Below are 14,169 nucleotides of genomic sequence, written 5' to 3' on the forward strand. Positions count from 1 at the left end.
ATTAATAATTTTTTAATCGTATTATTTGATCTTTATTTGCCCGTTTAATTCATAAGTAAAAACCCAGATTCTGTTGCTTTCATAGCTCAAAGCGTCATCATAGTATTTGGTTTCTGTATATTTTCTGTAATTATTTTTTGAAAGAGAACGATAGAAACATTCTTCTAATAATTGTAATTTTTTGAAAGGGTTTGTTGAGTTGTCATAATCTTCAAAAGTTCTGATGATTTTTTCGCCTTTACTTACTCCATTATGCAATTCAAGATATTCGGTTTTTGTCAAATTATCATTTGCATCATAATAAAAATTCTCCTCATAAGATCTAACGTAATCATTTGGATCTGAAGCATCATAAGGAACATTAGGATAAGTTGTAGTTATTTTTACAAGCTTATTTTCGCTATATGTAAAAATCTGTTTTTTAGCCAAATAAGGACTGGATGTATTTGGAATTTCTTTCGCAATAATTTGATTTGCAGAACTTAAAGTAATTAGTTTGGTGTTTTTCCCTACTTCAAAATCTGGAGAACTCGAAAAATCTTCGATAGTTACCGTATTGTTTGAATAAACGAAAGAAGTATAAACATCTTTTGTGTACACTCTGTTGTAACCAGTTGAACCTGCAACAGCAAAAAAGCCACCATTTTTTTTCGTTAACCTTTGGTTTGAATCATATTCTAAAGTAAACTTCATTACTCCCGGATTAACAGGTACAAAGTCAGAGTAAAATAAATCTGGGTTTATTTCTTTAAGTAAAGATTCATTATCTGGATTATTTACAGGTTCATCATCATTAGAGCAAGAAATTATAAACAATGCAAGAAATAAAAATTTAAGGAGTTTCATTTGTTTCAAAATTGTGGTTTTTGGTAATGTTTAATTTTGGATAAATATAGAACTTTTTAATAATCTGCTATTTCTTTTCAAGTGAAATTTCTTATTATTTTTTAGACCTTAATCTGTTCTTAAATGAAAGTAAATTTTAGATTTTTTTAGAAATATTCCAAAAACTCATTTTTCTTCGGGTAACAAAACCTAATTTTTCATAGAGTTTTATAGCTCCAATATTGCTTTCAACAACATGCAAAAACGGAATTTTACCTTCATCAAAAATATTATTTACAACGTGCGAAGTCAGTTGTTTAGCGTAACCTTTTCCGGTGTGATCCGGATGCGTAATAATGGCGCTTACTTCTGTAAAATTATTCATTTTCATGCGTTCACCAGCAATTGCAACTAATTTTCCATCATTGAAAATTCCGTAATAATTACCTAATAAAGATGTTTTGGTTTTAAAATATCCAGGCTGAACTAAATTTACTAAATCAAATAATTCTGCTGAATGCTCTTCATTCAGCTTAATGATTTCATTATCAAATGTTATTTGAATTTTTTGATGGATAATCATTTGAAGACAAACTAGTTCTTTTACCAATTTTAAAGTGTCAGCTATTTTAGGTTTTTCGCCAACAATAAAGAAATTTTCACATAACGAAGCATATTTTTCTGCTGATTCTAAAGTGCTATCAAGGTTTAAAAATCCTCCAAACGGACAATAATCCGGATTATAAAATTTGGTTCCGTTATAGTCAAAAGCAAATTTAGCATGGCTTTCAGACAACGAATTCCAAACGGGATTATCTAATTTATTTTCTTCTGTATTGTTCATTTTATTCTTTGCTTTGCGGGTAAAAGAATTTAAAAGAATTCGAAACTGCCGGATGTAAAATCGTACCGTGATTCTCTGCAGGGAAATAATCAAAATAACTTTTAATGTTTTTGCTTTTTGATGCCTTTATTTTTTCGGCCAATAAATTAGCATCAACTTCCATAACTCTCGGCATTTGGGTTGGCGCAAGTCCTTCTTTGCCTACAGCAATGTAAATCTCAACATTTTGTTTGAAATTCTCCTGAAAAATTTCAGAATCCAGATTTAAAATAGAACCATTGTCCCACCATAAACTTGGGCTTACAATTACATATTTATTAAAAAGAGAAGGTTTTTTAAATAAGATTTCGGTTTCCAATAATCCACCTAAAGATTGACCGATAATTGTTTTAGAATTGTTTGTTTTGTATTTTTTATCAATAAAAGGCTGTAATTCTTTTTCGATAAAAGCGATAAATTTATCTGAATGTCCGGTTGTTGGAAATCGGCTTTTATCCTTTTCAACAGTTGTTGGGAAAGTAAAATCCCTTCTTCTGTCGACAGTTGCAATACCTACAACAATCGATTTTGGAACCTGATTGATCCATTCAAAACTATTAAACTGCACTAAACCCGAAATATGAATAAAGTCTTCATCGGCAGAACCATCTAATAAATAAATTACGGGATATTTTTCCTGATCTTTAGGATTATAACCTTCAGGAAGATAAATGTTTAGAATTCTATTTTCGCCTAATTCTTTAGATTGAATTTCATCTATAACACCTAAAACAAAAGGTTTAGTCGTTTCTGTAGTTTTAGATTTACTGTTTTGGCCTAAAATTAGAGTTGAAGAAAGAAGTAAAAAAGTGAGGATAAAAAATTTGTTCATTATGGAAGTAAAAAATGATTTATAAAAGACGAAAGTTACAATTTTTATTTTTTGCGGCTTTCGTCTTTCATATCATTTGGAGGGATTTATTTTGCTTTCTCGGCAAAAATCTTGTCTAAGCCTTCCATTGCAATTGTAAATCCTTCTTTGAAACCCATTTCGATGATTTTCTCCAAATCAGATAAATTTTCATGTTTAATGGCAATATCAACAATAGTTGAATTTCCTTCTTCAGAAAAATTCACATTCCAGTTTGATCTCGGAAAATCAGTATTCAAGTTTCCTTCGCTGTCGCTAAAAGCGTCCAGATATTTAAAGTTAGTTTTCGGACTAATCGATGTAAAATCGGCAATTGCCCAATGTTCTTCGCCTTGCGGGCCAACCATAGCATATATTCTGCGACCGCCTTCTTTAAAATCCATACTTTTAGTTTTGGATTTCCACGGAGCCGGCGCCCACCATTGATCTAAAATTTCAGGTTCTGTCCATGCAGACCAAACGTTTGCTAATGATGCGTCAAACTCACGTTTTACATTTACGGTACTATTTTCTTTGTCTACAGTAAAATTCATTAAAAGATTTGATTTCATAATTCTCTAGATTTTAAATTCATTCTTACTTATTGAAACTATTTTATTTTCGTGCTTCAAAGATTTTATCCAGACTTTGCATTGTAGCTGTAATACCTTCTTTGAAACCCATTTCGATTATTTTTTCCAATTCTTCAAAGCTGTCTCGTCTTATTGCAATATCAACAACTGTCAAATCGCCTTGCTCAGAAAACGTTAAATCCCAATAAGAACTTCCAAAAGCTGAATTTGGATTTCCTTCGGCATCGCAAAAAGTGGTAGCATGTTTAAAGTTTGTTTTTGGAGAAATCGAACTATATTCAAAAATACTCCAGCGTTCATCACCTTCCGGGCCAACCATGGCATATAATCTTTTTCCACCTTCCTTAAAATCCATAATTGTTGTTTTAGATTTATACGGAGCTGGCGCCCACCATTGGTCTAAAATTTCAGCTTCTGTCCAGGCAGACCAAACATCTGAAAGCGATGCGTCGAATTCACGTTTTATATTTACGGTTTTATTTTCTTTGTCAACTTCAAAATTCATTACTAGATTAGATTTCATTTTTTTTAGATTTTAGATTAATTAATACTTGATCTAATTGACTAAATCGGTTTTCCCAAATCTTTTTGAATTGTTCCAGCCATTGATCAACTTCTTTCATTTTTTCAATTTTGAGCTGATAATAAATTTCTCTGCCCACTTTTTTTTCGTCGAGTAATTCACATTCATTTAAAATTTTAATGTGTTTCGAAACCGCCTGTCTTGTCGTATTAAATTGATCTGCAATAGCATTTGGTGTTAATGCATTGGCAGAAACCAAAACTAAAATTGCTCTTCGTGTAGGATCGGCAATGGCCTGAAATATATCTCGTTTCATTTTAAATATAATTTACGCAACTAATCAGTTGCAAATATAGGCAACTTTTTGGTTGCGCAATTGTTTTTTTGTATTTTTTTTATGTGAGAGATTTATAAAAGAAAAAAAGACACATAAAATGCGCCTTTTGTGTAATGTTAAATTATCCTCTAAATTTATTTCGAACAATAATATCTTTTAGTCTTGCCTTTAGATCTTCGCCAGTATCATAAACCATTTTTTCGTTGTTTGGAAACGGAACGGCACGTTTATTAAAATATGAAATATAGTTGTCGTCGCAGGCATTTCGATCACCTTTATAAGTCGAATAAATATTCTCAAAAATAAACTCGCTGCTTACGGGGAAAGTCTGCAGTAACTGATTCGTTTTTAAATCAACATAATCTACTTTTGCCGTTACCTGACAAGATTTAAACTGTCTGAACTCGTAAATATTGGCACGAAGCGTTCTATAATTGTCCACTTTTATTTCCTTTCCTAAACTGTCTTTTACAGGTCTTCCGCGGCTGTCAAGAAGTGTTTTTACACCGTCCTTAATTTGTCTTTCTTTAATGAATTCTTTCTCTTTAATCTGCTCTGGCGAAATAAGAATATTTTTGAAATTGATAATCAAACTATAATCATAATTTACATTTTTTTGTCGTGCATTGTGATAAACCGTCCATTTATCGTTGAGTCCGTAGGTTTTAAAATCCAGTAAATCGTCCTGAAGCAGTTTCGGAATCACCATATTGGTTTCGTTTTTTGCATAAACATCCACAAAATCAGTTCCTTTAAACTGAGCGTCGTCCATCAGTTTTTTGGTGTTTTTGTAATTCGGATTTATGCTTTCCAAATAGAAAAAATCATCATATGCTTTTCTGAAATCCAGTTTATTTTTTGATTTCAAAAGCGCCGAAGCATTTTCGTATAAATATTTTGAAAGTGCATTTCTACTGCTCACAATTTGATCTGAATAATTATCAAACGGAAAACTCGCATTTTTTCCTTGTTTCAATAAACGAAGAGGCAATAAAGGACGAATTTTTTCCTGACGGTTATTGAGCTGTAAATAAGTATTGTAAATACGTTCTGCATTTGCCGGATTGGCTTCTTTAGACATCATATCAAGATCGCGTAAATCTCTGTCTTTTGCCTTTGCATACGCTTCTTCAAGCAAAAACACATAATCTTGTTTTCCTTTAGAATCTTTGTTGGTTCTCAAAGCTTCAACAGCACGATCAATTGCGCCGTCGTAATTACCATCACTTATTAAAGCTTGAGTCGTTTTAACGCCGCATGAAGAAAAGGCTAAAAATAGTATAGAAAATAAAAAAGTAATTTTTTGCATGATATTCATTTTGAAGGTGTAAATATATCTTTTTTAACTTTCAACAACTATGCCTTTTTTAAATTTTTTAGAAGCAGAGGTCTCTGTTTTTCAGAATTACTTTTAGTCCCGCTTTCGCCTTTATCTCTCCATTCCATTGCGAGGATATCGGCTCTATCGGGGCTAGGCAAGAACAATAGTTTTCATAAGAAATGAAGTAAAGTATTTTAATCGATAATAAATACTTACTTAAATTTAATCGATTTGCATACCACTTTCAGCATCAAATTGTTTGCGTTCTTCATAGGTCATTCTATTTCGTAAAACTTTTATGGTATAACCACCAAATAGTTTTCCGTTTTCGATATACATCCAATCACTAATTTTCGAAGAATCAATATCTATTTTGTCACCGGCTTTGTATTCTGTAACGAACTCCGGGTCGTTGTTTAAAATTCCTGAATACTTGCCATTATTAAATTCAACATTCTCAACCCACATATGTTCGGTTCCGTTTGAATCTGTAAACGCAACTTTTAAAGCCTGACTTTGTGCTTTAGGATTTGATAATCCAATATTAAAATCATTCAAGGTTTGGTTGGCTTTTTCAATTGCAGCATTCATTTCTTTATCTTCACTTTCGACGCCATAAATTGCAGGTTCATTTTCTCTTTCAATTTTATTTGATTCTTTACAGCTTACCAAACAAAGAATGGTTATTAAGACTAGTAGTTTTGTTTTCATTTTTATGTTTTTTAATTTTATTCTGTCAATAATTTCCTGATCAAAACAATTTGTCCTAAATGGTAATAACTATGTTCAATCATGGCTTCGATATTTCTTTTATATGTTCCATATTTTTCATCTACAAAAACCTGATCTAATTTTTCGTCGGACATTTGTTCTATAAAAGAAGCAAATTCTTCGGCAGCATTCCAGAATTTATCTAAAAAAATCTGCCAGTCTTCCTGCGAAGTAATGGGAGGGAAGTCAAAACTAAATTTGTCTTTTATATCCAGAGGTCCGCCTTTAAAAACATTATTAATTCCGTTGATGTAATAATGAATGTGCTGCGCCAAAATTGAAATGGTATTGAGGTTTTTTACTGGAGTTACAGCAATTTTCCAGTCTAAATTTTCGAGCTGGTGTTTGTAATTGGTATTGGCAATCCAGGTTCCGTTTAAAATAGTTTCTCTAAAACGATTGGCAATTTCTACAGTGTTTTTCATATTTCAATATTTTAGAATCTATAATAAGAATTGATTTATTCCTGCTGAACCCATTCGTATTTACCGTTGTTTTTTTGAGTTCTTAAGTCCTTTAAGATATTATTTTTTCATTAATTATTTAAATATATTTCAGCCACAAAAAATTATTTTCGGCCTTATATTTTCCAAACCATTGACTAGGTTTGTAAAGCAATCCAACAACAAAAATCCAAATCAAATAAATAGCCCAAAGTGGTAACCCGCTTTCTACGCTTTTAGGTCTTCCGAAAGTTCCAGAAGCAAATTCAAATTGTGACCAATCAAACCCTTGTATAATAAGCATGCCTAGGGTTAAAATATGAATAACATAAAAATGAATGACAAAATAAAATAAAGGTACTTTTCCGTAAACTAAAGTCACCTTTTTAACTTTGCTGTGAAATTGATCTGCAAAAGCAAGAAGTAAAAAAGTAATGCCCAAAGTAACTAAACAGAATAGGAGTGAAGGCGGATATTTGGTCACATTAATAAAAGACAAAAATGTAAAAACAGCATTTTTTTGTATTGTCCATAAAGCGGGGTCGCCATAAATATTTATAAAGCGAATTATTGTAAATAGGACTAAAGTACTTAAACCAATTTTTGTGAATAGTTTTTTCCTTTTCTCTTCTGCCAATTCAAAGAATTTTCCTGCTGCAAAACCAACAAGCATAATTCCAAGCCAAGGAATTGGCGGATATCCCATGATGAAAGCTCTTCCCGAAAACGGAAACACAACCGGACTAAAAAAAGGTGCTAAAACAGTTTTTATAACTGAATTTTCTGCAAATGGAATAAGCGGTAAAAGATTGTGAAAGACGAGAATCAGCAATCCTATTATTCCAAGTGTTTTAGAACGGATTTTGAGTAATAAACTTAAAGCGATAAACCCAAAACCTATTGCAGCTATCACTTCAAATAAAAGTGTGTGAAAACCAATATCGAAGAACAATCCAAAATTGACGATTGTAAATTCAAGCAGAATGAGCCAAAGACCTCTTTTTAATAAAAGCTGTCTGGTTTCGGTAAAATTATTTGTGTTTTGAAGTGAAAGATAAACCGAAGTTCCTGCCAGGAAAACAAAAGTGGGTGCGCATAAATGTGTAATAAAACGAGTAAAAAATAATAAAGGTGAAGTAGTCGCTAAATCGGTGGGACTTTGTGTGATCGAATTGACATGCATCAAATCACGCACATGATCAAGAGCCATAATTATCATTACAATTCCGCGAACAATGTCGATTGATGGATGTCGTTTCATGATTTTGATTTTTAAATACTTAAAAGTAAATCTAATGATTTTTTGTAAAAGTATTCCCGATAAAAAATAATCGAAATTTAGGGCATCATAAATTTTTATTTTCGGGCTCTAAAGCAATTAAAATTGCCCATTTAGAATAACTCAGGTTAGGTTTTATATCTTATTCAAAATCGCTTCTATTTTGGTTTCTGATTTTTCCTTAATGGGACTGTCAGGATGAAAACTCCAGATGATTAGAAATTTTCCTTTTGCCAGATATTCTTCCGGATGTTCATCTGTTGGCTGACCGTCTTTTCCCCATAATAAACCCTGCAGAAATCGGTCGCCTTTAAATACGTGATCAAATTCAAAATACATAATAGAACCGCTGTCTGCTCTGTTTTTAAAACTTTGTATTTGTTTGCTTTTTACGGTTCCAACAATGTTGCTGTAGGTTTCAATATCGGTATAAAAATTACAAGCCTGAGGAGTAACACAAATCTGACCGTCGTTAGGTGCATAGCCTTTTGGAATTTCTTTGGCTTTTAGTTTTAAATCTGTTAGAGTTTGGCTGAATACATTTGCCGTAAATAATAAGAATAATGCCGATAGGGGAATCGTAATTTTCATAGGTTTTTGATTTAGGTTAAGTTTTTTTATAGTTTTAGTTTGATATTGATTTAGGAGTTTATAAAGTTCAGAATAATATCATAGACACTATTCCAATTAATAAGCAGTCCAATTGAAAATGAGATTACATTACAGATTACAGAAACTAAAAGTGCTTTTTTATAATCTATTTTTAATAACTTATAAATAATAACTGATTCAATTATGATTGCAAAACATTCGCTAAATGCGATATAAGGAAATCGAGATGCTATAAGGGCCGGAAAAACAAACCAAACATACGGCAAAGTTGAAAATGAAGTTATAAATCCTGTAATTAACAACAGCTTATTTGTTATGTTTAGTTTCTTGTATTTGGTTTTAAATAGAAGAAATAAAACAAGAGTTTCGATGAAAATTGTAACCAGCAATGCGAGTAAAAAATGAAATACTTTACTGTTTGGGTAAATTTCAATTACTCTGTCATCATTTTTAAAAGGATAAACATCGCTTTTGCTTTGTTCTTCATAAGCATATTCTTTTACCGAAAATGGTTCTCCATTACTATATTCAAATAATTCTTTGCATTTATATAATATAATTCTTGTCTTGGTAAGTTTTACAATTTTATACTGTTCTTCGAGAAACGACATAGGATCGTCATTATCGGTATATCCGCCCTCGCTGCCAATAGAAATATTAGCTTTCAGAACATTTTTATCCTCTAACCAATTCAGAGTATCTAAATTTTTATTTAAAAGATAACTTTTCTTGGCAGCCACGATATAAAACATGTTGAATTTATATCCTTTGTGAATACAATCTTTAGAATTTATAATATACGATTCAGTAGAGTGGTCTCCTGATACTTGCTTTATATAGCCAATAAAAGAATAATCCGGAAACTCATCTATGTTTATTATTTTGACGCATTTTCCATAATAATGTGTGTTTTCGGGAACAACATCGCAGTAAGATGTCTGGAAAAAGAATAAAAAGAGTGCTAAGAAAAGTAGTTTTTTCATATTTTTTTATCCTCTTCTAATTTTTATCTGATAAACAATTTCCCAAAAAATAATTGAAAATACAGCATTAGCAAATATTGCTGTTTTAACCTGATACGGATCGTAATTTAAAAGTAAATGTAAGTTTGTAAACTTCAGAGCCAGAAATAAAGCCAAAGCAGCAATCCCGACAGCGAAGAATATATTTAGTAAAGGTTTCCATTTTAAGGCTAAAAAGGCATATATAAGATTAAGAACGGCAAATCCACAACCTAAAGTTAAATATGGATCTGTTTTTAATTTTTCGCCCAGCAACAATAAAGGGGAAGTTGCAGTAAGATATAAAAAGAATAGAATTGAATAAAGTAGGATTCGTATTTGTGGTTTCATTTTGTTTGTTTTTGTTAATGCAAGTTATGTAAATAATTTCAGTGATATAATTCTTATATAGAGAATTTCCAATACTAGTTATGCATTATTTTTATTTATTTGCTTTCTTAAAAAATGAATTATTAAAAAGACGATAAGTGCTAAAATTGCAAATTTTGAAGCATTTCCGGATTCATTCATTCGCTCTTGATGTGCTTTACCATAAGGACCTGAATGTTTTATAGCTCCTAGAACGAACAACATTTTTTGAAAATTTGATTTGTCATTTTTAGGATCCGAAAAAAGCTGAATATTAATCCAGCCTTTTTCTCCAAGGCTCTTTGCTTCAAATAATGTTTTTCCGAATACATTATATCTGGCAAGTGAATAATTTTTATTGGCTTCAATTATTAAAGTGTCACATTTATAGTCTTCTGCAGTTATTTTATTAAGCATTTTTAGTACACTTTCTGACCTTTCTTCACCTGCATACAAATTTTCATAATACTGATATCCAATAAACGTTGATCCTTCTACATTAGTAGAATCAATAAAAATTTTTCCATTTTCATAAAAGCCACTATAATTTAATCCTCCATTTTCTTTTTTTACTTGTGTAAATTCACTTGGAACTTGAAAAGTCAAATCTCTTAGTTCGATTTTAGTTTGTGAATAAAAGCTGATGGTAGTAATTAAAATTAGTAGAAATGGGTTTTTCATATAGAAATGTAGGTTTTTTTATTCTTGTTAAAATAATGGTTTATTATTTACGCTAAAAAAAAGCACAAAGTAGTGATACTTGTGCTTTTTCGAAATTTTTATCGTTGAGGAATTATTTTCCTTTTAGTAATTTTTCTAAATATTCGTTTTTGTCTTTTTCAGCCTGAACTAAACGTTCGTAAAGTTCAACAACTTTATCAAGCGGATTGAATGTGCAAGAATTATTAATTCCTTGCGCACCACTAATGGAACTATTGTCGTAAAAATTATTGAAAAAATTGAAAACTGCTTCTTCTGAAAAATTTTCAATGGCTTCTACAGTGACTCCAAGTGCTTCTGCAATTTTTTCAAGCTTATCTTTTTCAACAATTTCGCTTGTTTCTATACTTGAAATAGTCTGCTGGCTTAATCCAATTGCATAAGCAAGCGCTTCCTGCTTCATACCTTTAAGTTCTCTGATTCGGCTAATGTTCTGCCAATGTGTTTTGGTTTTGTCGCTGTACTCATAATTCAAAGGTATTTAATTTTTTCTTTATTTGAATGAAATGAAAATATGTTTTTTCTGATAGAAATTGGTATCTGCTTTTCAAAATTTTATCTTCATCGTTAGTGTGAGCAATGAGAGATGCTTTTTTAAGCCGGAAATTATTTTAATGTTTTTCATTTTTTGACAAACATTTTATGGTTTTAACAACTTCAATATCTAATATTTTGGAATCATTTTTTGAAAATTTTTCAAATAATTCTGTTTCGACAGTATTACTTTTTTTATTCCATTTCCATAAGCCAACAATCATTCCGTTTTTAATAATACTTGACCTTGCTTCTCCAATTGGATTAAATAATGCAGAATAATTTTTTTCGGATACATATCTTAACCTACTCTCAAAATAACCTTTTAAAAATGGATCCTCATAAGCTAATAGTTTGATGTTTGTAAAATCCGATTGATTTTCAGTTTCTTTCAGGGTTTCTAAATCTTCATCTAGTAAAAAAAAAGGAGATTTTATCTCTTTTATATGAATAATGTAAAGTTCTTTTTTTAGATGCTCTAAAGATTTTCTAATTAATGAGACTGGTAATCCTGTCCACCATACAATATCTTGTTCAGTTACCGGACCATATTGTTTTATGTATATACGTATTAATTTTTTTAGAGAATCAGTTTCTGAAATACCTTCTAAAAAAAGTGTAGGATATCTTTTTTCGGTTAAGGCATAAATGCGCTTTTCAGTTCCCCAATAAGTGCTTTTGTTTAGATAACAAATAATACCATCTTCCCAAAGTTTTTTAATAATAGCTCTTGTAACATTAATATTTATATTTTTTTTAATGAAGAGGTGGTTTTCTATTTCTTTTGAACTCAGTTCGTTTTCTTGTAAAATTGACTTAATTAATTCTTCTGTGTATAATACTGTCGAGCTGGTTAGATTCAATTTTTTTAAAAGCCCTAAACAAATTGTATTTCTTATTTTTTTTGTTGATTGATGGACAATTGGAGCCATATCAAGATTAACTGTATGTAAAGTAGTTCTCATACAACGTAACTTGATTAGATTATTTTTAGTGAAAGTTTCAGAAATTAGTTCTTCTGGATTGAAATCGTCTAATCTGGTGTTTAAAGTTGAAAATGGGGTTATTAATCTTGCAGAATGCAATCCAATTAAACTATTTACAACATTAAAAATATTATTCTCGGTTTTTATTAAACAATGTTTGTTGTTATTGTATGTTTGGATCTTTTCTAAATTTATCATAAAAGTGATTTTTTTAGCATGAGGTTAGAATTTAAATTTCATATTTTGGCGGCCATTTGCTTTCAATATACTTATTAAGCATTTCGTACGAATCGTTAGTCACTTTAAAGTCATTGTCACTTCCCCACCAATGATAGTGGTTATGATGTATATGAAATTTGCTCCAATCTCCATCCCAATTAGGTGAATTTAAAGTTCCTCTCAAATTATATTCATTAGGATTATTATAAACATAAGTGCCCGGAAGAGGAACAAAACGAAATAAAGAGATTCTATCAATTAAATGTCCTACATTTTCTAATAAATTTATAGTCTCCATTGTTGTTTCATGATTTTCGCCAGGAAAACCATGAATTAAAAATATTTTATTCTTTATACCTGTTTCGTAAGTCATTTTAAGAGATTCTTTTATTTGCGAAACATCAATTTTTTTCTTCATTGCATCTAAAATTTTCTGACTTCCTGTTTCTACTCCTAAGTCTAATTCATAGCAACCTGAATTTTTCATTCTGAGCAAGATGTCTGGATCTACTCTATCAACTCTAGATAAAGTAGACCATGATAAATTTAAATCCTTTATTGAATCACAGATGTCTTGAACATTTCCTTTATTCAAAATAAAATCATTTCCCACTACAGAAAAACCTTCAATTTTATAATTTTCTATTAAATGTATTAATTCGTGTCTTATGTTGTTGCCGCTCCTATATTGAACTTGAGTTTGTGATGAAGCACAAAACCTGCAAGGAAAAGGACATCCTCTTCCAGGCATTATATGTGTCATCAATATGTCTGTGTTAGACATTCTATTGTTCATAATAAAATCGTCTTGCGGTATTAAATGTCGAGCTGGTAAAGGAAATCCATCAATATTTTTATTTAATTTTCTTGGTGGCGTTTTAAACGGTTTTCCATCTTTAATAAAACATACACCTTCTATTTTATCAAAGTTTTTGGTATGAATTTCTTTTAGTATTTCAATAATAGTAATTTCTCCTTCTCCAATTCCTACAACATGAGGTTTTAAATCTATTAAAGTCTGTTCAGGAAATAAATTTGCATGTATTCCACCAACCATCAATAAGGTTTTATTATTTATTTTGCTTTTAAACCTACATTCAACAAACATATTAAAAGTTGCAGAAGATGATATACTAAAAGCTAATGCATCATAATCTGAAAAGTCATAAATTAAATTATCTGAAGTAAGTTTTATAATATCTACCTTATATTGATGTTCTTCTAATGCTGCCGCAATATATAGAGCTCCAAAGGGAGGAAATTCTTTTCTTTTTGTTTTATATCTTGCGATCTCCATTACTTCGGGATAAATAACTGCTATTTTCATAATTGTTCTGTTAAATTAATAAGTAAGAAAATTAAGTAATTTATTTGTAATAAACAATTTAAAAAGTAAGAAAAAAATTATATAAATAAAATGAATCCATATATTTACAACATATTATCTTTATTTATATGAAGAGATAAAAAGAAAATCAGTTAATAATAAAATGCAAATAAAAAAGAATGGATTTAAATGAATTAACAAAGAAAGTTGTAATGGTATCTGATCAGTATGAAAAAAACTGTAATATTAAAAGAGACGACGACTGGTATATTTTAAAGCTACAAGAAGAATTAGGAGAGTTAACGCAAAATTATCTTTCATATACGCTTAGAGGCAGGAATAGGAACCTTACAAAAGAGGAATTGAAAAAAAACATCTCTAATGAACTGGCTGATATTCTTGGTCAGGTTTTATTATTTGCCAATCATCATGATATTGATTTAGAAAAGTCTATGGAAGATAAATGGTTTTCATATTTGAAATAAAGTCTTTTCAAAAGTATAATTGTGAATAAACTTTGTGCGGGCTTCGACTTCGCTCAGCCTGACAGGCGTTTATAAATCTAAAAATCTAAAC

Annotated in this window: 17 protein-coding genes and 1 pseudogene; 1 reads left to right on the forward strand and 17 read right to left on the reverse strand. The window is 30.4% G+C overall.

Going from position 1 to position 14,169, the window contains the following annotated elements; genetic code table 11:
• Positions 1-21 precede the first annotated feature (21 nt).
• From NLJ00_RS11620 to NLJ00_RS11700, 17 genes and pseudogenes are all read right to left on the reverse strand, one after another.
• Positions 22-846: a hypothetical protein gene (locus tag NLJ00_RS11620; protein ID WP_256637293.1), complete on the reverse strand. Its 825-nt coding sequence runs from the start codon at positions 844-846 to the stop codon at positions 22-24.
• A gap of 136 nt (positions 847-982) precedes the next feature.
• Positions 983-1,669, reverse strand: coding sequence for a GNAT family N-acetyltransferase (locus tag NLJ00_RS11625; RefSeq protein WP_256637294.1), 687 nt, complete (start codon positions 1,667-1,669; stop codon positions 983-985).
• Between the two features lies 1 nt (position 1,670).
• Positions 1,671-2,540, reverse strand: a complete 870-nt coding sequence (locus NLJ00_RS11630) for an alpha/beta hydrolase (RefSeq protein ID WP_256637295.1) — start codon at positions 2,538-2,540, stop codon at positions 1,671-1,673.
• A gap of 86 nt (positions 2,541-2,626) precedes the next feature.
• Positions 2,627-3,130, reverse strand: coding sequence for an SRPBCC family protein (locus NLJ00_RS11635; RefSeq protein ID WP_053471087.1), 504 nt, complete (start codon positions 3,128-3,130; stop codon positions 2,627-2,629).
• A 43-nt stretch (positions 3,131-3,173) separates the two neighbouring features.
• Positions 3,174-3,674, reverse strand: coding sequence for an SRPBCC family protein (locus tag NLJ00_RS11640; protein WP_256637296.1), 501 nt, complete (start codon positions 3,672-3,674; stop codon positions 3,174-3,176).
• Positions 3,664-3,990: an ArsR/SmtB family transcription factor gene (locus tag NLJ00_RS11645; RefSeq protein WP_256637297.1), complete on the reverse strand. Its 327-nt coding sequence runs from the start codon at positions 3,988-3,990 to the stop codon at positions 3,664-3,666. The genes NLJ00_RS11640 and NLJ00_RS11645 overlap by 11 nt, the downstream gene beginning before the upstream one ends.
• Before the next feature lie 142 nt (positions 3,991-4,132).
• Entirely contained in the window at positions 4,133-5,320 is a 1,188-nt protein-coding gene (locus NLJ00_RS11650) for a hypothetical protein (RefSeq protein ID WP_256637298.1), read from the reverse strand.
• 234 nt (positions 5,321-5,554) lie between these two features.
• Positions 5,555-6,043, reverse strand: coding sequence for a YegJ family protein (locus NLJ00_RS11655; protein WP_256637299.1), 489 nt, complete (start codon positions 6,041-6,043; stop codon positions 5,555-5,557).
• A gap of 17 nt (positions 6,044-6,060) precedes the next feature.
• The gene (locus tag NLJ00_RS11660; protein WP_256637300.1) at positions 6,061-6,528 is read right to left on the reverse strand and encodes a DinB family protein; all 468 of its coding nucleotides are present in this window, start codon (positions 6,526-6,528) and stop codon (positions 6,061-6,063) included.
• 118 nt (positions 6,529-6,646) lie between these two features.
• Positions 6,647-7,807, reverse strand: coding sequence for a DUF1624 domain-containing protein (locus NLJ00_RS11665; protein WP_256637301.1), 1,161 nt, complete (start codon positions 7,805-7,807; stop codon positions 6,647-6,649).
• A 153-nt stretch (positions 7,808-7,960) separates the two neighbouring features.
• Complete coding sequence (locus NLJ00_RS11670) at positions 7,961-8,416, reverse strand: hypothetical protein (protein WP_256637302.1); 456 nt, start codon at positions 8,414-8,416, stop codon at positions 7,961-7,963.
• A 50-nt stretch (positions 8,417-8,466) separates the two neighbouring features.
• Complete coding sequence (locus NLJ00_RS11675) at positions 8,467-9,420, reverse strand: hypothetical protein (protein WP_256637303.1); 954 nt, start codon at positions 9,418-9,420, stop codon at positions 8,467-8,469.
• A gap of 6 nt (positions 9,421-9,426) precedes the next feature.
• A complete protein-coding gene (locus NLJ00_RS11680; RefSeq protein WP_256637304.1) occupies positions 9,427-9,789 on the reverse strand; it encodes a hypothetical protein in 363 nt (120 codons plus the stop codon).
• A gap of 78 nt (positions 9,790-9,867) precedes the next feature.
• Positions 9,868-10,488, reverse strand: a complete 621-nt coding sequence (locus NLJ00_RS11685) for a hypothetical protein (RefSeq protein WP_256637305.1) — start codon at positions 10,486-10,488, stop codon at positions 9,868-9,870.
• 112 nt (positions 10,489-10,600) lie between these two features.
• Positions 10,601-10,995: pseudogene (locus tag NLJ00_RS11690) on the reverse strand (helix-turn-helix transcriptional regulator).
• 143 nt (positions 10,996-11,138) lie between these two features.
• Complete coding sequence (locus NLJ00_RS11695; protein ID WP_256637306.1) at positions 11,139-12,245, reverse strand: DNA glycosylase AlkZ-like family protein; 1,107 nt, start codon at positions 12,243-12,245, stop codon at positions 11,139-11,141.
• Positions 12,246-12,276: 31 nt separating this feature from the next.
• The gene (locus NLJ00_RS11700; RefSeq protein WP_256637307.1) at positions 12,277-13,593 is read right to left on the reverse strand and encodes a B12-binding domain-containing radical SAM protein; all 1,317 of its coding nucleotides are present in this window, start codon (positions 13,591-13,593) and stop codon (positions 12,277-12,279) included.
• Between the two features lie 179 nt (positions 13,594-13,772).
• On the opposite strand from NLJ00_RS11700, the gene NLJ00_RS11705 reads away from it, so the two are divergent.
• On the forward strand, positions 13,773-14,078 hold the full coding sequence (locus NLJ00_RS11705; protein ID WP_256637308.1) for a nucleoside triphosphate pyrophosphohydrolase family protein: 306 nt from the start codon (positions 13,773-13,775) through the stop codon (positions 14,076-14,078).
• Positions 14,079-14,169 lie beyond the last annotated feature (91 nt).

This window comes from Flavobacterium panici, from assembly GCF_024499525.1.
In the GTDB taxonomy this organism is placed as follows: Bacteria; Bacteroidota; Bacteroidia; order Flavobacteriales; family Flavobacteriaceae; genus Flavobacterium; species Flavobacterium panici.